Below are 19,889 nucleotides of genomic sequence, written 5' to 3'. Positions count from 1 at the left end.
ACCATTTAGTTTTAGGTTTTTATTTCCAAATCGTCTGCATAATTAATCATCCGGAATGGAACGACCAAGAAAAAGCCGCAATTATTTTCGTTTTGGTAAATTTAAATAAATAAAATCTTAAATTGTATATCTATAACAGAGTTTCGCATAAATTATCACCATCGTGTGGCAAAATCATTTATCTTTGCGACGTGAATGATTACTAACAATCACGAACCATGACTAGACTATTTGTTTTGATGGTATCACTACTGCCCTGCATCAACGGGACTTGTTGCATACAAGACACGGTGAGCACCGACACGCTGCCACGACGATTCATCGTCATCAACATGGAAACGGGGGTGCCCATTCGCAACGTGCTGATTACAACCGACGACGGACAAGAGACTGTCAGCACGTGGGAAGGAGTCCTCCAGCTGAAGAGCAGTTTCAAAGAACTGACGCTCATGCACGCCAGCTTCGAGAAGCGCAGAATGCGCAGCGACGAACTGCAGGGCGACACGATCGAGCTGCTGCCCCGTCTGTTTTCGGTCAACGAGGTCGTCATCTGGGGAAAACATCACGACAAGACTGCCACGGCCTTCCAGAAGCCTTCGAAGGTAGATATGCAACTGATGGAGGCCAACCCGAAAGGCTTCAATCCTCTTGGACTTATCTACTGGGGCATTGACGAGTTGTGGCTCAAAAAGCAACGACGCCGAAAAGCAGCCGAAAAGCAACGCAGAAAGATGATTCTTGAGAACTATTAGTAGAGCTTTTGACAGGCAATAGTTACACTCTTGCTCTGCGTCCAGCCCCTGGAATGGTCTGGTCTAGCCCCTAGACACGGTCAATCCAGGGGCTGGATGAGTGCTCGCTAGGGGCTGGATGCAAGCTATCCAGGGGCTAGATGCGGAGCAAAAGTGCCACTATTGCAACACAAAAGTGGCACTTTAAGCCAACGAAAGTGCCGCTTTAACTACGGCAAAGTGCCACTTTAGCGTAACTAAAGTGGCACTTTGCCGTAAGGAAACCTATGCTTGGGTATGCTTCTTGCGCTGCTCCACGCGCTCTTTCATTTCCTGATACTCCTGCTTGATACGTTTATGCGCCTGGTTGATCTGGAACGAATAAACGAGATAGGCCAACAGGAAATAGGCGCCGGCCTGAATCCACAGGATGCGATACTCAAACAGCACATCGGCGAGCGAGGCCCCCATGGAGTTGAGACGCACATAGGCACGGACGCCAAAGGTCGAGGGGAACAGCCACGAGATGCCCTGCCAGACGCCGGGAATGTTGGACTGTGGCCAACTGAGACCCGTCATAAACAGCAGTGGCACGGACACAAAGACCATGAGCAGCATCACATTCTCGCGATAGCGTACCAAGCACGACACCGTCATACCAAAGAAGATGCAAGCCAGCACGTAAGGGAGGGCCACGGCCAACAACGAAGTCCACTGGGCCAACTGCGGGAAGTGGAACAGACGGGGAACGGCCAACAGCAGCCAAGCGCCCATCACGGCATAGACCATGAAGTAGGCCAAGGCCTTGCCAGCCACAATGCGCGACACGCCATGATAGTGCTTACTCATGGGCACCAGCTGCCCGTAGCGGTTTTGCTCGCGCGCCGTACCTGCTGCCAGGCCGATGCCCAACACCAAGGTCTGCTGCAGTATGAGCATCAGCACACCTGGCAAGATAGACGAACCATAGCCACCCGAGGGGTTGAAGATAGGCACCTCGTCGAACGCCAGCGGCTTCGAGGCAATCAGCTCCTCCTGCTTGGTGTAGCGACCTGCCAACTTGGTCTTAATCTCCGTACCCATGTCCATGGTCACTAGTTGCGCCGTCTGGAAGATGGCCTTGTAGGTCAGCATCAACGCCATGTCGCAATACACGCTGACGGTGGCTTGCTGCATGCGGTTGATGTTCAAATCGAAATCACTGGGAATATGGTACACGCCCTTCACCAACTGGCGGCTGACCAGCGACTGGGCCTCATCCATATCCTGAGCATAGTATGCCACCCTGACGTCGGCCGAGGCATCGCACATGCGGATGAACTGTCGAGACAACGACGAATGCGAGTCATCGACCACCGCCACCGGCACCTCGTGCACCGTCTCGTTATTGTATATCCACGAATAAAGCAGCGGATAGACAATGGGCACCACCAAGAAGAAGATGATCACACCCTCGTCTCTGGCCATCAGTTTCATCTCTCGCCACCAGATGAAACAAATGTCGTGAAGCCCTTCGTTCAGATTACGGAATATAGACATAGGTAAGCATTGCGTTCTTTATTTTCTTCAACACAAACCAAGGCAACAACAAGAAGGCTACCAAGGCTGCAAAATGGAACCACGCATCAATGAGCGGGAAACCATTGAAGATACATATCTGATAAATCATGAAATAATGGCGCAACGGAAAGAGCCACGACAGCGATTGCAGCGCACTATCCATGCCCATCACGGGATAGGCCGAACCAACCATCGAGATGCTGAGCACGGCCCACAGCGAACAGATACTGAGCGACATGCGCAGCGAGGGCATCAGACCGAAAGCGAAGATGCCAAAGCCCTGGGCCGAAAGCACCTGAATGAGGCCCAGCAACACCAGCATCCACGGACTGCCCAGATGCGGGAAGCCCAGCACGATAAACACGTAGTACTCGTATGCAAAGATGATGGCCAGGAAGATGAGTGTCTGCACCAGGAACTTGCCGACGATGGCCACAAGGATGTTGTTGCCAGCCATCTCCATCAGCTGCTTTCCGGTGTCGAACTTAATCTCTGTGCCCAGCGAATAGGCTGAGATCAGGAAAATGAACAACATGATGATGCCCGGCACCATCATCGTTGTGAGGTAGATGTTATAGCTGGTCCACGGATTGGCAATCTGGTGCAGGTCCACACGGATGGGCTGCAGCAACGTCTGTATCTGTTCGTCGGTCATGCCCTTGGCCCGCATCGTGGCCTGTCCCAAGGCTGCCGACCCGAGCGTTGAGACGGTCTTCATGTCCTTCATCACCAAGGCACCTGCCGCCATCGTGGTGTATGTGTAGTAGAAGGAAATCTTAGGCTGACGATTGGCCAGCAGCTCGTCGGTGGTTCCCTTTGGCAGATACATGAAGCCATAGATCTCGTTGCGCTGAATGGCGCGCCGTGCCTCCGCCACACTGGGGTAGCGCGCCACGACATGCGACATCTGGAAAGCATCCAAGCGATGGGTCAGCGAACGCGTCATCGAGGTGTTGTCCAGGTCAACAACACCCAGAGGCATCTCGGTGGGCAATCCTTCGTTCAGCATCGAGGTGAAGAACACCGTCACTAGGACAGGAAAGACCACCATGCAGAAGGCGTAGAGGTGATTCCGTCTGAGAATCGCCAGTTCGCGCATCATCAAATGGAAAATTCGCAATAGATACTTCATTTACTTGATAATCAACGACATTCCCGGACGGAGTCCTTCCATCTTCTCGACCGGACGTGCCTTTACCTCGAATGTTTTCAGGTCATACTGGCCATTGGCCTTCGTGGCTTTCCACACGGCATAAGAGCCCTGATCCTTCAGGTAGTACACCTTCATCTTGACATTCTTATTGAAGGCAGGCACAAAGGCTTCAAACTCAGTGCCGATGGCCAAAGAGCCCAACTGATCCTCGCGCACGTTGAATGTGCCCCACATGTCGTTCATCATGGAGATGGTCATAATGGGACTGCCCGTGCCAACGAGTTCGCCAATCTTTGGGTAGATGTTGCTCACCTCACCATCCATCTGGGCTATCTGCACCGTCTCGCTGATGTATGAGTTCACCTCCTGCACAGCACCTTTGGCGCGGTTCACCTGTGCCTGGGCAGCCAATTTCTCCTCACGGCGTGCACCATTCTGCGCCATGTCATACTGACTCTGCGCAGCTTTCATCTGAGCCTCAGAGGCTTTATACATAGCCTGAGCCTCATCGCGCTTCTGAGCGCTGACAACGCCCTCGTCGAACAGACGCTGAACGCGGTGGTATGACTTCTCGGCAATCTCGTAGGCAGCCTTGGCCTGCTGCAGCAACTGATACGCACCCTGCACCTGTTCTTTGCGGGCACCGTTCTTTGCCATCAGTTCCATGGCCGAAGCTGCATCCTCGGCACTCTGCGCCTGCTGTCTCTTGGCGTTCACCTCGGGGGCATCGAGGATGGCCAGCGTGTCGCCGGCCTTCACAAAGTCGCCTTCTTTCACACGTATCTCAAGGATACGACCGGGAACCTTGCTCGACACACGATATTCAGACACTTCCACCTGACCCTGAATCAGCTCGGGGTCGCGGCCCAGGGCAAAGAAGCCTATGAGTGCTACTAGTATGACCACGCAAGCGAAGCCCAGGATGGCATACAAAATATTCTTATGTTGCGTTGATGCTTGTACTGACATAATTCAAAATGATTATAAAACTAAAACTCTTTTCTTTGAACTCTTAACTCTGAAACGGTGAACTATTTAAGTTGTCCCATGGCTTTCTGCAAATCTACCTGCGCCATCTTCACATCGATGTCGGCATCTATCTTCTGCGACTTGGCCTGTAGCCAGGCGGTCTGTGCCTCCATCACGGTGGTGGGAGTAATCACACCTTCGCGGAAACCGATTTCCGCTGTACGCAGGTTCTCTTCGGCCCGCTTGATACTGGCCTCAGCCATCGCCTGACGCTTGTTGGCCTCGTCAACCTTGAAGTTGGTCTGATTGACCTGCAGCTCTATTTTCTCGCGAGCCTCCTCCAGTTCCAGGTTGGCAATGGCAGTAGCGCCCTTGGATGCTCTGACCTTATAGTTCACGTCGCCCCAGTTCCAGATGGGCACACGCACCATCACACCGACATTCCACATGCCTCCAAACTTCTTCTCGAAGCCATTGAGCAGGTTGGGATTGGAAACAACATAGCCACCGGTGAGCAGCACCTGAGGCAGATTGCCGGCACGCAAAAGGTTGGTGGACTGTCTCGATAGATCAACCGCACTCTCCAGCAGTCGCAGTTCTGGACGATTCTCCATGGCAGCTGCACGGGCATCATCGTCGTCGGCAGCTAATGCTGGCGTCACCTCTGCCAGGCTGTCGGCATTTTCATCGACCAAAGTGATTTTGCTGTCTGAAGGCAGACCTATCTGCTGGCAAAGCAACATCTTGGCCAGTACAAGTCCGTCGTTCACTCTTTGAAGATTCATTTCGGCTTCGCTCACCTTCACACTGACGCTCAGACCATCGCTGCGAGTGGCCACACCCTCGGCGATCATCTTCTGCACGTCGTCGTCCAGTTTCTTCACCACCTCGAGATAGCTCTCGGCCAGACGCTGCTTGTGTCTCAGCGAGACAACGAGCCAATAGGTCTTGTCGGTTTCATAGAGTGTCAACTGGCGGGTGGCATCCTGCGTGTGTTCGGCCATATCCTGATTGATACGCGCCATCTTGTTCATGGCCACGATGCTACCGCCCATGAACACAGGCTGTGTGAGCATCACCGAACCGGCAAAGATGTTGCGACTGTCGGTCTCCAGCGCATCGACAATGCGCTGACCAGTGGCATCGAGCACGCCAAGCAACGTTGAAATGGCGGGGGCCGACGATGCGCCAGGCACCACTTGTTCCATCCGCTGACCAGCAGCCGTGCCCAACTTAGGGAAGGTACTCTTCTGGTCGTCGTTCAGCAAAGACACCTCGCGACTGGTGTACTGATAGGTACCTATGGCGGCTACATGTGGCAGATACTTGGTGCGTGCAGACTTACGCAGGTTCTCGGCGACGTCCTGCTTCAGCTGCTGCACGTTCATCTGCTTGTTGTTGCGCAGGGCCATTGCTCTACAACTGTCCAGGCTCAACAACTGCTGTGCACCAGCGGTTGCCGCTCCCAGCGTCAGAAGGCAAAGCCCTAAAGCCAAACGTTTCTTCATAGTTAGTTTATTTGAAATTGAATGTTCTAGATCCAATCATATGCCCATCGGCAAAGATGCTGACACGGTATTCACCGGCCTCGAGGAATTCGCCCACCGTCCAGAAGGTCTGCACGCTGGTTTCCTCGCCATTGTATTCGATGACCTTCTTCATGGCATACTCCAGCTGACGGTTCTCGTAGGCAAACGTGCCGGCCGAGAACGACTGTCCGTTGGGTTTGGTCATACGCACATAGATGGTGCGATTGCCATTAGAAGCCGTCACGTTGCGTGCTATATTGAAGCTGACCTGTAGGGTCTTGGCATTCTTAATCTTCTTCTCTGCCTTTCCGCGCTTGTTCAGTGGGGTCAGGGTGATGCCTGTAGCGTCAAGCTGGGCTGCGATGGCCACCTTCTCTGTCAGGTTCTGCTTCTCTTGTTGCAAATCGCGCTTCTCCAGATTGGTCTGCTCCAGCTGACCACGGATCTGGCTATTCTCAGCCATCAGGCTCTTGTTGACCTGATTCAGCGAGTCCACCTGGCGGATATAGGAGCGCAGCACCTCACGCACCGTGGCCAGTTCTTTCTTCAGTCGGGCTATCTCGCGAGCATCGCTGGCCTTCACATTCTTCAGCTCTTCCAACAGTTGCTGGGTGCGCAGCTGTTCCTGCGTCAGCTGTTCGATGATAGAGTCGTTGTTGATCTGCGTCATCATCTCGCTATACTGCAGCGTGAAGCGCTCATACTCATTTTCCATTTCCTGTTTATCCAACTCAGCCAGCTCTTGCATCTCAGCCACCTGTTGTTTCTGCTGTTGCAAACCAATAAACAGGGCTACAGCCAAACCAATCAGTACTGTGATAACAGCTATGCCAATAACAATCCAACTTTTCTTCATTTTTCTTATTTTTCTTTTCTAAATTAACTGCGTGCAAAAATAATAGATTTTCACGAATGCGCCAAATATATCTTTACTTTTTCGACCAATATAAATAATAATAAGGTGAAAAGGAAGAATACGACGATAAAAAAAGGCCGCCCCCTGAATACCAGGATGACGACCTCTCTTCCAATAGTTTTACATACATTTTATTCCACCTTGATGACCAGCGTCTTGCCTTGTGCCAGGTCGGCATGATTCACAAACCAGCCTTTCAGGGGTTTACCGCCGATCGTGATCTGACGGATCTTCTCGCCCTGACCTTCTTTCTTGATGACGAAGGTCTTGCCCGTGGTTCCCAGCGTGAACTCCACCTTGTCGAAGAGGGGCACAGTGACGATGTACTGCGGGTCGGCAGGCGAATAGGTATAGATGCCCATGGCATTGAGAGCATACCACGACGACATCTCGCCGGCATCGTCCATACCAGCATAGGCCAGATGATGCTCGCCCATGCCATAGTAGTTGTTCATCAGCGTGTTCAGAATGCGCTGCGCCTTCTCCTGACGGTCAATGAAATAGTAGGTATAGGGAATGCCGTGACCAGGCTGGTTGCCATGACAATAGGTGCCCAGATAGCCGGTGAGGTTCCACGCCTCGTAGCCTCCACAAGGTGTAGAGAAAAGCGAGTCGAGCTTTTGTTCTACAGCCTGATGCGATGGGTAGAGGGCAATCATGCCTGCAGGATCGTGGGGGGCAAAGAACAGCGAGTTCCAAGCATCTGCCTCACGATACATATACTGATAATAGGGATAGTTAGGACGGAAGTCTTCTATCCACTGGCCTTCGCCATCACGCAACACCTTGCCACGCCAGAAGCCAGTGGAGGGGTCGAACAGGTTCTTATAGTTCTGCGCATGCTGGAGCAGCATCTTTTCATTCTTCTTATCTTTCAGCACACGAGCCACGAGGGCAGTGGCATAGTCGTCGTAGGCATATTCCTGTGTCTTGGTGACAGCGCCTTTGTACTCATCCTCTGTAGGAACATCGATGGTATCCTTCTCTGAAATCCAACCACGCTCCAGATACTCATCGAGGTAGGGACGGCCACCACGTCCGGGGACGGTGGCGTTCTTCAACATCAGTTGGTAGGCACGACGCAGGTCGAAATCGTGAATGCCTCTCAACCAAGAGCCAGCCACAAAAGCAGAAGCATGATCGCCATGGAAGAAGGTGGGCATATAGCCACCGTGCTTCTCTCCTCTGTCAACACACGACTTGATGATGTCTGCCACCACCTCGGGCGAGATCATACCCAGCAGGATGAGCTTGTTGCGATAGGTGTCCCACAGCGAGGGGTCGGTATAATAAGCATAGTCGCCGCGCACCACCTGTCCGCGGTCGTCGCGATACTCACCGTTGGCATCGCTACGCAAGCTGGGCCACAGGAAAGCGCGATAGAGCGTAGAGTAGAACATGTCCTGCTGCTGAGCGGTACCGCCGCTGACACGCACATGCCCCAGGAGCTTCTCCCAGGTCTGGTCGGCATCCTGACGTACTGCGGCAAATGACTTATTCTCCTTCAACAACTCGGCTTCGAGATTGGCTTTGGCATTCTCGATGCTTACAAAAGAAAAGCCGATGCGCACCTCCAAAGGCTTAGCGGCACGGCAATCTTTAAACGTAACGACGCCAACGCTGTTGCGATGTTCGCTGGCCATCACGACAAAGTTTATATCATAGTTGGTGACTGCATAGAAATAGGCGCGTCCCTCGCCATCCTGAAAACCGGCGAAGGCATTGTCTGCAACTTTCTTCACCTGATAACCGCGCGGATGGGCATTGGAATGGGTGATATCTACCATCAGCATTTTCTCATCGCCGGCGCGGAAAGTATAACGGTGGTAGGCACAACGGAGCGTGGTGGTCAGCTCGGCATTGACCTGATAGCGCTCGAGCCATACCTGGTAATAGCCAGGCGCGGCCGACTCGCGCTCATGACTGAACCACGAGCAATAGTTGTCGGGGCGGAATTGTCCTTCGGTGGTGACGGGCAGAATGGGCACATGCAGCAGGTTCCAGTGGCCTTTGCTGGTGTGGGCAAAGCCATAGATCTGACGGTCTTCATACTGATAGCCGGAACCTGAGTGATACATGGTGACGGGTGTCGCCTGAACCATGGCGTTTGGCATGGCAGCACCTGGGAAGGTCTCTGCGCCCCAAGCGCGTTTGGTTTCGGTTCGGGTGTAGCCAAGGTCCTGTGGCGACCACAATGTTTCTGTACCCATCAGGGGGTTGACATGCTTTGTAATGTCTCCTGCCTGTGTAGGTACTACTGCAAAGAATGCAGCAGAAAGGAGTAATAAAAGTTTTGTTTTCATTCGTTATTTTACTATTTATTGAAACTCTGGTTTTTAGCGTCTAGACAGGGTGTAAACCCGTTTGGACTGCAAAATTATAAAAAAAGAATCAATTATTTGGCGGTTTAATGTTTTTTATCTATCTTTGCCCGCAGACTATCGGATTGAATGCCTATGAAAAAGGACAGTTTTATCTATCGAGCCTTTGACCTTTATTATGACGGTTTCCGGCATATGACACTGGGCAAGACGCTATGGATTATCATCCTGATCAAACTGTTCATCATGTTCTTTATCCTAAAACCATTCTTTTTCCCCAACTACCTCAAGCAGAATGCGCATGGCAACGAAGCAGGCTTCGTGGCCAATGAGCTGACTGAACGTGCCAATAAAAACTAAAAACAAATAAACGCTATGGAGAATCTACTGTTAAACATCGATGCTGGAACGATCGACTGGTCGAGGGCACAATTTGCACTGACGGCCATCTACCACTGGCTGTTTGTGCCGTTGACGCTGGGACTGGCCATCATCATGGGCATTGCCGAGACGATCTATTACCGAAAGAAGGACGTGTTCTGGAAGCACACGGCCCAGTTCTGGCAGAAGCTCTTCGGCATCAACTTTGCCATGGGTGTGGCCACAGGCATCATCCTGGAGTTTGAGTTTGGTACAAACTGGAGCAACTACTCCTGGTTTGTGGGCGACATCTTCGGAGCGCCACTGGCCATAGAAGGCATCGTGGCTTTCTTCATGGAATCGACGTTTGTGGCCGTCATGTTCTTTGGATGGAAGAAAGTGTCGGCAGGTTTCCATCTGGCTTCTACGTGGCTCACGGGACTTGGAGCCACCATCTCTGCCTGGTGGATCCTGGTGGCCAACGCATGGATGCAGTATCCCGTGGGTTGCGAGTTCAACCCCGACACGATGCGCAACGAGATGGTGTCTTTTTCCGAGGTGGCTCTCTCGCCTTTTGCGGTGTCTAAGTTCTGCCACACGGTGACTTCGGCATGGATCATCGGAGGCATCTTCTGCGTTGGTGTGTGCTGCTGGTATCTGCTGAAGAAGCAACACGAGAGGATGGCAGTGGAGAGCATGAAGATTGGCGCGGCAGTGGGACTGGTGGCAGCCCTGCTGGCTGGTGCCACAGGGCATAAGTCGGGCATGGATGTAGCCAGGGTGCAGCCCATGAAACTGGCAGCCATGGAGGCACTCTACGACGGAGGTACCGAGCAGGGACTAAAACTGATAGAAGGTATCGAGGTGCCTTATGCGCTTTCAATCATGGCCACCAATGATCCGCAGGGATTTGTGCCTGGCATCAACGACATCCTGAATGGCTACACGACACCCGACGGACGCGTGGAGCCTTCGGCCGACGAGAAAATAGAACGCGGCAAAAAGGCCATCAGTGCGCTGGCTGCCTATCGCCAGGCGAAAGCCAATGGCGAGGATGCGACTGCCCATCTGCGTGTTCTTAAGGAAAACATGAAATACTTTGGCTATGGCTATATGCGCGACAAGTCCCAGCTGGTGCCACCGGTGCTGGTGAACTTCTGGGCTTTCCGCGTGATGGTAGGCGTGGGATGCCTGCTCATCCTGTTCTTCGCAGTAGTGCTGGCCACGTTGTATCATTGGCCAAAGTTCCTATTTGCCAAACGCGACATCACGAAGTTGCCTGCGTGGCACTACTGGGCTGCCATCATGCTGGTGCCCCTCAGCTATCTCGGTTCGGAATGTGGATGGCTAGTAGCCGAATTCGGCCGACAGCCCTGGACCATCCAAGACATGCTTCCCACGTGGGCAGCGGTGAGCGATCTGCAGTCGTCGAGCGTCATCATCACGTTCTTCCTGTTCCTGATCTTGTTCACCACCATGCTGGCTGTGGAAATCAGTATTCTCTTTAAACAGATCAAGAAGGGGCCAAAGAGCTGAGCATCACACGTTGATTATTACTGCTAACTGTCAAAAACGAAATCACTATGCTAACATATTCATTTCTGCAACATTACTGGTGCTTCCTGGTGTCGCTATTAGGAGCCCTGCTGGTATTCCTGCTGTTTGTTCAAGGTGCCAACTCCATTATATTCTCATTAGGACAGAATGACAACGAGCGTCGGCTGCTGATCAACTCAACAGGACGCAAATGGGAGTTCACGTTTACCACCCTGGTAACCTTTGGTGGCGCGTTCTTCGCCTCGTTCCCACTGTTCTACTCCACCTCTTTCGGTGGGGCCTACTGGTTGTGGATGCTCATTCTCTTTACGTTTGTACTACAAGCGGTGAGCTATGAGTTTCAAAACAAGATAGGCAACCTGCTGGGACCGCGCACCTTCCAGTGCTTCCTGGTCATCAACGGCATCTTTGGTCCGCTGTTACTGGGAGGAGCTGTGGCCACCTTCTTCGAGGGGTCAAACTTTATCGTAGAGAAAGGCAACCTGATCAACGCTGATGCTATCACCCCCATCATCAGTCGTTGGGCTAATGCCTCACACGGACTCGACGCCTTGCTGAATCCCTGGGTGCTGGTGTTTGGCTTAGCAGTGATGTTTCTGGCACGCACACTGGGCATTCTCTACGTCATCAACAACGTGAACGACGAGAACATACGCAGTCGTGGCAGGGTACGACTGGTGGGTACGGCCATCCCGTTCGTCATTCTCTTTGTGAGCTATCTGGTCCACCTGCTACTGAAAGACGGCTATGCCTGGAAGCCTGAGAACGGCGAGATCTTCATAGAGCCCAACAAATACCTCCATAACATGGTGGACATGTGGTATATCACCGTGGTGATGCTGGTGGGCATCGTGCTCGTGCTTTGGGGAATAGTCACAGAGATACTGCGCGACAGCAAATTCTGTTCGAGCCATTCCTCTCTCTTTAAGTTTGCAGGCATCTGGCCAGCTGGCGTTGGGACGGTACTGACGGTGCTGTCACTTCTTCTGATGAGCGCATGGAACCACACCGCCTACTACCCTTCCACGGCAGATCTTCAGTCTTCGCTGACACTCGAGAACTCGTGCAGCAGCTATTTCACGCTCCACACCATGTTCTATGTTTCACTGCTCATTCCCCTGGTGCTGGCCTACATCTGCTACGCATGGCGCAAGATTGACAGTAAGCCTATCGACCAGGAAGAGATAGCCAACGACGAGCATGCCTATTAAAAAAACGACAAAAATATGTCGTTTGTGAAAAAAAATATCTATTTTTGCAACCGAATCAACAAAAGACACTATTAAAGACCTTTTATGAGAGAGTATAGATTACTGAACCAAGACGAAATTAACGTGCTTGAAGCCAACGGTTGTTGGGCAGAAGACTGGAGCCGCATACAGGTGGCATCTGATTTTAAACCATATAACTTTCACCGTGTTATTTTCTATGGCGACATATGCCTGGGATCGTTCAACAAGCAGGTTGAGGTTAGTTCCGGCTTTTTTAAGCATTCAGGCATCAACGATGCCACACTGCGCAATGTCAGCGTTGGCAACGACTGTCTGATAGAAAAGGTTGGCAACTTTATCAATAACTATACGATCGGTGACGACTGTTACATCTCTAACATCTCTACCATGGAGACGCTTGAGGGGGCCAGCTACGGTGCCGGCTCTACGATTTCGGTGCTCAACGAGATGGGCGACGGCAACGTGACGCTGTTTCGCGAACTGAACTCGCAACTGGCATCGTTCATGGTGAAGCATCATTGCGACAAGGCCCTCATCAACCAACTGCGTCAGCTCATTGACGATGAGGTGCGCATCAGCACGCCAGAACGTGGCATCATTGGCAATCGCGTCAAGATCACCAACACGAAAGACATCACCAACACCGTGATCAAGGGCGACTGCGAGATTAGTGGTGCTGCCCGACTGAACGAATGTACCATTCTGAGCAACGAGGATGCCAGCGTATATATCGGCACAGGCGTTATCTGTGAGAACTCTATCATCTGCGATGGATGCTCCATCAACAACTCGGTGAAGATGCAAGACTGCTTCGTTGGCGAGGCTTGTCAGATTACAAATGGTTTCACTGCCGAGGCCAGCCTGTTCTTTGCCAACTCATTCATGGCCAACGGTGAGGCTTGTGCTGCATTCTGCGGTCCTTTCTCGGCCTCACACCACAAGAGCTCTCTGCTGATTGGAGGTGAATTCTCGTTCTATAACGCAGGTTCTAACACCAACTTCTCGAACCATGCCTACAAGATGGGCCCCATGCACTATGGCACCCTGGAGCGCGGAACCAAGACCGCGTCGGGCTCTTATGTGCTGATGCCTGCCACGATTGGTGCCTTCAGCGTTTGCTTCGGCAAACTGATGCACCACCCCGATACACGCTGTCTGCCGTTCTCATATCTGATTGCCTACGGCGACACCATGTACCTGGTGCCAGGCCGCAACATCACCACCGTAGGACTCTATCGCGACATCAAGAAATGGCCTAAGCGCGACAAGCGTTCGAAGCAGTCGAAGAAGAGCATCATCAACTTCGACTGGCTCAGTCCCTTCACCGTGGGCGAGATCATGCAAGGCATCGAGATACTGAAAGCGCTGCGCAACGCATCAGGTGAGAACGTAACGACCTATAATTTCCATGAGTACGTCATCAACGCATCATCACTGAAGAAAGGACTGAAATACTACGACATAGCCCTGCGCATCTACATGGGTGCCGTTCTGAAGCGTGCCCAGAAAGAGGGCTATATAGGCAAGCCCACCAGCGACATCGGCAAGGGCACATGGGTTGATATGAGCGGTCTGCTGCTGCCGCAGAGCGAGGAACAGCGCCTCATCGACGACATCAAGGGAGGTAACATCGACAACATCCAGCAGGTACTGGATCGCTTCGACGAAATCAACCGCCACTATAGCGACTATCGCTGGACTTGGAGCTACCAGATGATTCTGGACTATTACCACCTGGAAGAGCTTGACGAGGCTGCCTGCGAGCGTATCCGTGAGGACTATGTTCGAGCTCGTCGTGCGTGGATTGCTGAGATACGCAAGGACGCAGAGAAAGAGTTTCAGATGGGCGACGTGGAGCAGGATGTCTTCGACGACTTCCTCTCAAAGCTCGATCATGAAATTGACTATGAGAACTAATTAATCAAAGATAAATGAACTTTAAACTGTTTTCAGGAGCCTGTGTCCTTACACTGGCTCTTTCCTTATTGACTAGCTGCAGTAAGGACTATGAGACCATCAAGGGCGATCCCACTCAAACACGAATTTACACACTTGACAATGGACTGAAAGTCTATCTGAGCGTCAACAAAGAGGCGCCACGTATCCAGACCTACATTGCCGTACGTACTGGTTCTAAGAATGATCCTGCTGAAACAACCGGTCTGGCCCACTATCTGGAGCACCTGATGTTCAAGGGAACGGACAAGTTTGGTGTGACCAATGTCAATGCCGAGGCACCCCTTCTAGACGATATTGAAGCTCGCTACGAGCAGTATCGCAAGTTGACCGACCCCGAAGCACGCCGTCAGGCCTATCATGAGATAGACTCGGTCAGTCAGTTGGCTGCCAAGTATTTCATCCCCAACGAGTACGACAAGCTGATGGCCATCATCGGTTCTGAGGGTTCTAATGCCTACACCAGCGAAGATGTGACCTGCTATGTGGAGGACATACCTTCTAACGAGGTTGAGAACTGGGCCAAGATTCAGGGCGATCGCTTCCAGAACATGGTGATACGTGGTTTCCACACGGAGCTGGAAGCCGTCTATGAGGAATATAACATCTACCTCGCCAACGATTTAGACAAGCTGTTTGTGGCCATGGCTGCCAAACTTTTCCCCAACCACCCTTATGGCACACAGACCACCATTGGCACACAAGAGCACCTCAAGAACCCGTCTATCTCAAATATCAAAGCCTACTTTAAGAAATGGTATGTGCCCAACAATGTGGCTATCTGCATGGCTGGTGACTTTGACCCCGACGAGGTGATGAGCATCATCAAGAAATACTTCGGCGACTGGAAGGCTGGCGACGATGTAGAACAGCCCACCTTCCCCGAGCTGCCTGCCATCACATCACCCATCGACACCACAGTCGTAGGACTGGAGGCCGAGAGCATCTGGTTGGGTTGGCGCTTCGACAAGGCCAGCTCACTGCAGGCCGACACGCTGCAGGTTGTGGAACAGATGTTGAGCAATGGCACCGCCGGTCTTATCGACCTGGACATCAACCAGCAGATGAAGATGCTGGAGGCTGGAGCTATGCTGCAGACGCAAATGGATTATTCCATGTTCCTGCTTGCCGGTACGCCCAGCGAAGGACAGTCACTCGACGAGGGACGCAGTCTTCTTCTTAGCGAGATAGAGAAGCTGAAGAAGGGCGAGTTCTCCGACGACCTGTTGCCTTCTGTCATCAACAACCTGAAGCTCCAATATTACAATACACTTGAGTCTAACCGCGCTCGTGCCAGCATGTTTGTAGATGCTTTCATCAATGGCACCCCCTGGCAACAGAAAGTTGAGTGGCTCAGTCGTCTGGAAGGCATGACCAAGGAGCAGATCGTGGCTTTTGTCAACCAACATTTCCAGAACAACTACGTGGCTGTCTATAAGCGTCAAGGCGTTGATACCACACAGAAGAAGATTGAGAAGCCTGCCATCACACCTATTCCCGCCAACCGTGAACTGGTGTCCAGCTTTGTCAAGAGCATACAGAAGGCTGAAGTAGCCCCCATAGAACCCAAGTTCGTGGACTTCGAGCGCGACCTCACCTTCGGAGAGACCAACTCTAAGTTGCCATACATCTACGTGAAGAACGTGGAGAACGGCCGATTCACGCTGGCTTTCCACTATGCCTTTGGCGAAGAGAGCGACGTGCGCTATAACTATGCAGCCGACTATCTGAACTATCTCGGCACCGACTCGCTGTCTGCCCAGCAGTTGAAGCAGCAGTTCTATAAGTTGGCTTGCAACTACAATATCAGCGTGGGCGAGCGCGACATCTTCGTGACCCTGAACGGACTGAGCGAGAACATGGCCGAAGCCCTGGCACTGACAGAACACGTGATGCAACATGCCAAGGTGGATAGCGCCGCCTACAAGCAGTATATCGCCATCCGCGAGAAAGGTCGCATGGACCAGAAGGCAGATCAGGATGCCAACTTCCAGCGCCTGTTCTGCTACGGCATGTTTGGTACCTACAACCCCTATCGCAACGAGTACACCGCACAGCAGTTGGCAGAGACCAACCCTCAGGAACTGCTCAACCTGTTGCGCGACCTGAAGCGCTACCAGCACACCATATTATATTATGGTCCCATGGACGAACAGGAACTGTCGGCCGTCATCAGCGAGCAGCATCCCACGGGTCAACTGGCTGCAGTGCCTCAAGGCAAGCACTACACCCTACAGCCCACCCCACAGAACGAGATACTCATCGCGCCCTATGATGCCAAGAACATCTACATGCGCATGTTCCACAACGAGCCCCGCCAGTGGAACCACGACGACGATGCCATCCAGGCACTCTTCAACGAATACTACGGTGGTGGCATGAACAGCATCGTATTCCAGGAGTTGCGCGAGACACGCGGTCTGGCCTATAACGCCCTTGCCCTCTATCTGCAGCCTCAACATGCCGATGCCACTGAGTATTTCTTCACACACATCATCACGCAGAACGACAAGATGATGGACTGCGTACACCAGTTCCACACCATTCTCGACAGCATTCCTCAGAGTGTCCATGCCTTCAACATTGCCAAAGAGTCGCTCACCAAGCGCCTGGCCAGTCAGCGAACCACCAAGTTTGCCCTCATCAATGCCTGGCTGCAGGCCAAAGAGCGCGGCATCGACTACGACATGAACGAGCGCATCTACGATGCCCTCCCTGCCCTGACGATGGAAGATATTGTGAAGTTCGAGCAGCAACGCATGGCTAAGAAGCCCTTCCGCTACATCATCCTAGGCGATGAGAAGGAACTCGACATGAAGGCCCTACAGCAGTATGGCCCCATCAAACGGGTTACCACCAAGGAAATATTTGGTTATTAAGAATAATCACATCCATAAGAAAGCCCCCGACAGCTTTTCATTGCTATCGGGGGCTTTTTCTGTCTTTTCATCATTTAAGTGTTGTATGCCTCAAGTCTATCGTGACTTATGTCGATAGTCTTGTGGTGTAAATCCCGTCATCTTGCGAAACATGCGGATAAAGTAGCTATAATCGCTAAAGCCAAGGGCGTAGGCCACCTCCTTTACATGCATATCAGTGGTATAAAGCAGCAACTGGGCGCGCTCCACCTTTTTACTATTCACATATTGAAGTGGCGAAATACCTATCTCGTTTTTAAATAAGCGAATGAAATAAGGTTTAGTGACACAGGCCACACTGGCCAAGTCGTCCATATTCAAGTCATCAGTGATATGACTATGAATATAATCAATGGATTGACGAATACGGTCGTCATGCGTCCATACATGAGGCTTAGCCTCACGCATGAAACGCGAGAAGAGAACCAAGATAGCCCCGCGCAGTTCCATCTTCTGCCACAAGGGCATGTCACGATAACGCTCTATGTAGCTCTTAAACTGTGCCATCGTGTCGTAAACCTGCGGATCACTCCCCGGCAACTGCGCCTGTGGATGCTGTTCACACATGCCTTTCAATATCAACTCATCCTCACGTGAGGCGGCAACCTCCGTAGGGAAGTCATATTGTTCTTGAAGATTCATCTCGCTCTTAAAACCTTCGTACACATGCAGGTAATAATGGTCAAAGCGACCGTCGCACACGTACGAGTGCTTCGTATAGGCAGGAACGATATAGAGATGAGCTGGTCGCAAGGTGATTACCCCATGTGGCAGACAGAGTTTCGCCCCGCCCTCCTTCACTAGAAATATTCTGGTGAAAGGCGATTCAACGTTTTGCCAGTTCCAATCACCATCATGACAGGCCAGCCCCACGTTCAGCATCTGCAAGTTTAGAGATTCTAAAGGTATCTGCATCATATTTGCAAAGATAAGTATTATCTGTCAATTGTGCTATAACTATCGAATTATTTATAGGACTATATTAACATTTATTCATTTTGTCCTATCACAAAGCAATATTATGACACCCACATTTATTATTTTTTACTATTTTTGCACGCAGAAACCAATCACTAACAATTTATACTACAAATGAAAAAAGCATTAACGACCGCATTGCTGACGATAGCAGCTATGGGCATGAGTGCCCAGGAAGGCGATGTGGCAGTGAAACAAGGAACCTTCGATTCATCTTGGGAAAGTTTGTCACAATGGGAATGTCCCGAATGGTTTAAGGATGCCAAGTTTGGTATCTGGGCTCACTGGGGACCGCAGTGTCAGGCAGAAGACGGCGACTGGTATGCTCGTTTCATGTATTATGAGGGCAGCGGACAATACAATTATCACGTGGGACATTTTGGCAATCCACGTGAATTTGGTCTGAAAGAGCTCTGCAATGCATGGAAAGCAGACCAATGGAATCCCGAGGAACTGGTCAACTTATATAAGAGTGTGGGCGCGCGCTACTTCATGGCACTGGGCAACCACCACGACAATTTCGACCTATGGAACTCACCTTATCAGGAGTGGAACTCTGTCAATGTAGGTCCAAAGAAAGACCTGATCAAGGGATGGAGCGAAGCTTGTCAGAAAGCCGGTCTGCCATTGGGCGTATCTATTCATGCTTCACATGCTTGGACCTGGCTGGAACCATCACAGAAGTATGACGGCAACCTCACAAAAGCCGATGGCACGGGCAAATGGTGGGAAGGACTCGACCCGCAAGAGCTTTATGCACAGGATCATGCTCATTCCACAGGATGGGAAAACAGTGGAACCATTCACAGCCAATGGGACTGGGGCAATGGTGCTTCTCTGCCCTCTGAAGCCTACAAAAAGAAGTTTCAGAATCGTGTATTGGAGCTCATCAACGACTACAATCCCGACATGATCTATTTCGACGACACCGCGATGCCATTCTATGGATGCGATGACAACATCGGACAGAACATCCTGCAGCACTACTATAACCACAGCGCTGCTCTGCACCAGGGCAAGGCCGAGGTTGTGGTCACAGGCAAGCAACTGACCAAGGAGCAGAAGAACTACATGATGTGGGACGTAGAACGAGGTATTCCCGACCGTCCTCAAGATACCTACTGGCAGACATGCACCTGTATCGGTCAGTGGCACTACGACCAGAACGTGTACAATCGTAATGGCTACAAGAGTGGTGCCACCGTCATCCGCATGCTCATCGATGTGGTTTCAAAGAATGGCAACCTGTTGCTCTCCATCCCCGTCAAGGGCAATGGCACTATTGACGACAAAGAGCGCACCGTTCTGGCCGACATCAAGGCTTGGATGGATGTGAATAGCGAGTCCATTTACGGTACTCGTCCATGGAAGACCTTTGGCGAAGGACCTCTGGCTGAAGCTGCCAATCCCATGAATGCCCAGGGTTTCAACGAGGGACAGGCATATTCCGCACAGGATGTTCGCTATGTAGAGAAGGACGGTGTTGTCTATGCCACCATCATGGCATGGCCTGAGGCCGGTGCCTTCAACCTCAAGGCTTTCTCAATAGCAGAGACGTCATACAGTGGCGAAGTTGAGAAAGTCACCTTGCTAGGAGGCGGAGACGTAGAGTTCACACAGGGTATCGACGGACTAACCATCATGGTTCCTTCCACGAAGCCCAACACGATAGCACCGGTCTTCCGCATCACTTTCAAAAACGACACACG

Annotated in this window: 13 protein-coding genes and 1 pseudogene; 7 read left to right on the top strand and 7 right to left on the bottom strand. The window is 51.6% G+C overall.

All coding sequences use genetic code 11. The annotated features are described in order from the left end of the window. The first annotated feature begins 218 nt into the window (after positions 1–218). Positions 219–752: a hypothetical protein gene (locus tag T433_RS0101855; RefSeq protein ID WP_027454632.1), complete on the top strand. Its 534-nt coding sequence runs from the start codon at positions 219–221 to the stop codon at positions 750–752. A 264-nt stretch (positions 753–1,016) separates the two neighbouring features. On the opposite strand, the gene T433_RS0101850 is transcribed toward T433_RS0101855, so the two are convergent. The 6 genes from T433_RS0101850 to T433_RS0101825 form a co-directional block, all read right to left on the bottom strand. Next, positions 1,017–2,270 (bottom strand): ABC transporter permease, encoded by a 1,254-nt coding sequence (locus T433_RS0101850; RefSeq protein WP_027454631.1) that lies wholly within the window; start codon positions 2,268–2,270, stop codon positions 1,017–1,019. Then, the gene (locus T433_RS0101845; protein WP_027454630.1) at positions 2,254–3,423 is read right to left on the bottom strand and encodes an ABC transporter permease; all 1,170 of its coding nucleotides are present in this window, start codon (positions 3,421–3,423) and stop codon (positions 2,254–2,256) included. The genes T433_RS0101850 and T433_RS0101845 overlap by 17 nt, the downstream gene beginning before the upstream one ends. Further along, entirely contained in the window at positions 3,424–4,413 is a 990-nt protein-coding gene (locus tag T433_RS0101840; protein ID WP_027449192.1) for an HlyD family secretion protein, read from the bottom strand. It abuts the gene before it with no gap. A 62-nt stretch (positions 4,414–4,475) separates the two neighbouring features. Then, a complete protein-coding gene (locus tag T433_RS0101835) occupies positions 4,476–5,921 on the bottom strand; it encodes a TolC family protein (RefSeq protein WP_027449191.1) in 1,446 nt (481 codons plus the stop codon). Positions 5,922–5,928: 7 nt separating this feature from the next. Continuing rightward, entirely contained in the window at positions 5,929–6,798 is an 870-nt protein-coding gene (locus tag T433_RS0101830; RefSeq protein ID WP_027449190.1) for a coiled-coil domain-containing protein, read from the bottom strand. Between the two features lie 191 nt (positions 6,799–6,989). Beyond that, complete coding sequence (locus T433_RS0101825; RefSeq protein ID WP_027454629.1) at positions 6,990–9,161, bottom strand: GH92 family glycosyl hydrolase; 2,172 nt, start codon at positions 9,159–9,161, stop codon at positions 6,990–6,992. A gap of 153 nt (positions 9,162–9,314) precedes the next feature. Between T433_RS0101825 and T433_RS0101820 the strand changes: the two genes are divergently transcribed. The 5 genes from T433_RS0101820 to T433_RS0101800 all read left to right on the top strand — a co-directional run bounded on the left by T433_RS0101820 (position 9,315) and on the right by T433_RS0101800 (position 17,163). Beyond that, on the top strand, positions 9,315–9,539 hold the full coding sequence (locus T433_RS0101820; protein ID WP_027449188.1) for a DUF4492 domain-containing protein: 225 nt from the start codon (positions 9,315–9,317) through the stop codon (positions 9,537–9,539). Between the two features lie 15 nt (positions 9,540–9,554). Next, a complete protein-coding gene (locus tag T433_RS0101815; protein WP_027454628.1) occupies positions 9,555–11,075 on the top strand; it encodes a cytochrome ubiquinol oxidase subunit I in 1,521 nt (506 codons plus the stop codon). A gap of 47 nt (positions 11,076–11,122) precedes the next feature. After that, positions 11,123–12,307, top strand: a complete 1,185-nt coding sequence (locus T433_RS0101810; protein ID WP_044109011.1) for a cytochrome d ubiquinol oxidase subunit II — start codon at positions 11,123–11,125, stop codon at positions 12,305–12,307. A gap of 84 nt (positions 12,308–12,391) precedes the next feature. After that, a complete protein-coding gene (locus T433_RS0101805; RefSeq protein ID WP_027454626.1) occupies positions 12,392–14,245 on the top strand; it encodes a DUF4954 family protein in 1,854 nt (617 codons plus the stop codon). A 14-nt stretch (positions 14,246–14,259) separates the two neighbouring features. Then, entirely contained in the window at positions 14,260–17,163 is a 2,904-nt protein-coding gene (locus tag T433_RS0101800) for a M16 family metallopeptidase (RefSeq protein WP_027454625.1), read from the top strand. A 96-nt stretch (positions 17,164–17,259) separates the two neighbouring features. Here T433_RS0101800 and T433_RS0101795 read toward each other — a convergent pair whose 3' ends face one another. Beyond that, the gene (locus T433_RS0101795; protein WP_052356940.1) at positions 17,260–18,120 is read right to left on the bottom strand and encodes an AraC family transcriptional regulator; all 861 of its coding nucleotides are present in this window, start codon (positions 18,118–18,120) and stop codon (positions 17,260–17,262) included. Between the two features lie 174 nt (positions 18,121–18,294). Between T433_RS0101795 and T433_RS16990 the strand changes: the two are divergent. After that, positions 18,295–19,869: pseudogene (locus T433_RS16990) on the top strand (alpha-L-fucosidase); the annotation flags it as partial. Positions 19,870–19,889: the final 20 nt, after the last annotated feature.

The organism is Xylanibacter brevis ATCC 19188, from assembly GCF_000621725.1.
GTDB lineage: Bacteria > Bacteroidota > Bacteroidia > Bacteroidales > Bacteroidaceae > Prevotella > Prevotella brevis.
Note: the sequence above shows the minus strand (reverse complement) of the source record. Positions and strands in the feature narration are given on the sequence as shown.

Bases quoted from the DNA above. Each gene is read 5' to 3' on its own strand.
- T433_RS0101845 (WP_027454630.1), bottom strand. From the start codon at position 3,423: ATGAAGTATCTATTGCGAATTTTCCATTTGATGATGCGCGAACTGGCG.
- T433_RS0101810 (WP_044109011.1), top strand. From the start codon at position 11,123: ATGCTAACATATTCATTTCTGCAACATTACTGGTGCTTCCTGGTGTCG.
- T433_RS0101800 (WP_027454625.1), top strand. From the start codon at position 14,260: ATGAACTTTAAACTGTTTTCAGGAGCCTGTGTCCTTACACTGGCTCTT.
- T433_RS0101835 (WP_027449191.1), bottom strand. From the start codon at position 5,921: ATGAAGAAACGTTTGGCTTTAGGGCTTTGCCTTCTGACGCTGGGAGCG.
- T433_RS0101795 (WP_052356940.1), bottom strand. From the start codon at position 18,120: ATGATGCAGATACCTTTAGAATCTCTAAACTTGCAGATGCTGAACGTG.
- T433_RS0101815 (WP_027454628.1), top strand. From the start codon at position 9,555: ATGGAGAATCTACTGTTAAACATCGATGCTGGAACGATCGACTGGTCG.
- T433_RS0101840 (WP_027449192.1), bottom strand. From the start codon at position 4,413: ATGTCAGTACAAGCATCAACGCAACATAAGAATATTTTGTATGCCATC.
- T433_RS0101820 (WP_027449188.1), top strand. From the start codon at position 9,315: ATGAAAAAGGACAGTTTTATCTATCGAGCCTTTGACCTTTATTATGAC.
- T433_RS0101805 (WP_027454626.1), top strand. From the start codon at position 12,392: ATGAGAGAGTATAGATTACTGAACCAAGACGAAATTAACGTGCTTGAA.
- T433_RS0101850 (WP_027454631.1), bottom strand. From the start codon at position 2,270: ATGTCTATATTCCGTAATCTGAACGAAGGGCTTCACGACATTTGTTTC.
- T433_RS0101830 (WP_027449190.1), bottom strand. From the start codon at position 6,798: ATGAAGAAAAGTTGGATTGTTATTGGCATAGCTGTTATCACAGTACTG.
- T433_RS0101825 (WP_027454629.1), bottom strand. From the start codon at position 9,161: ATGAAAACAAAACTTTTATTACTCCTTTCTGCTGCATTCTTTGCAGTA.
- T433_RS0101855 (WP_027454632.1), top strand. From the start codon at position 219: ATGACTAGACTATTTGTTTTGATGGTATCACTACTGCCCTGCATCAAC.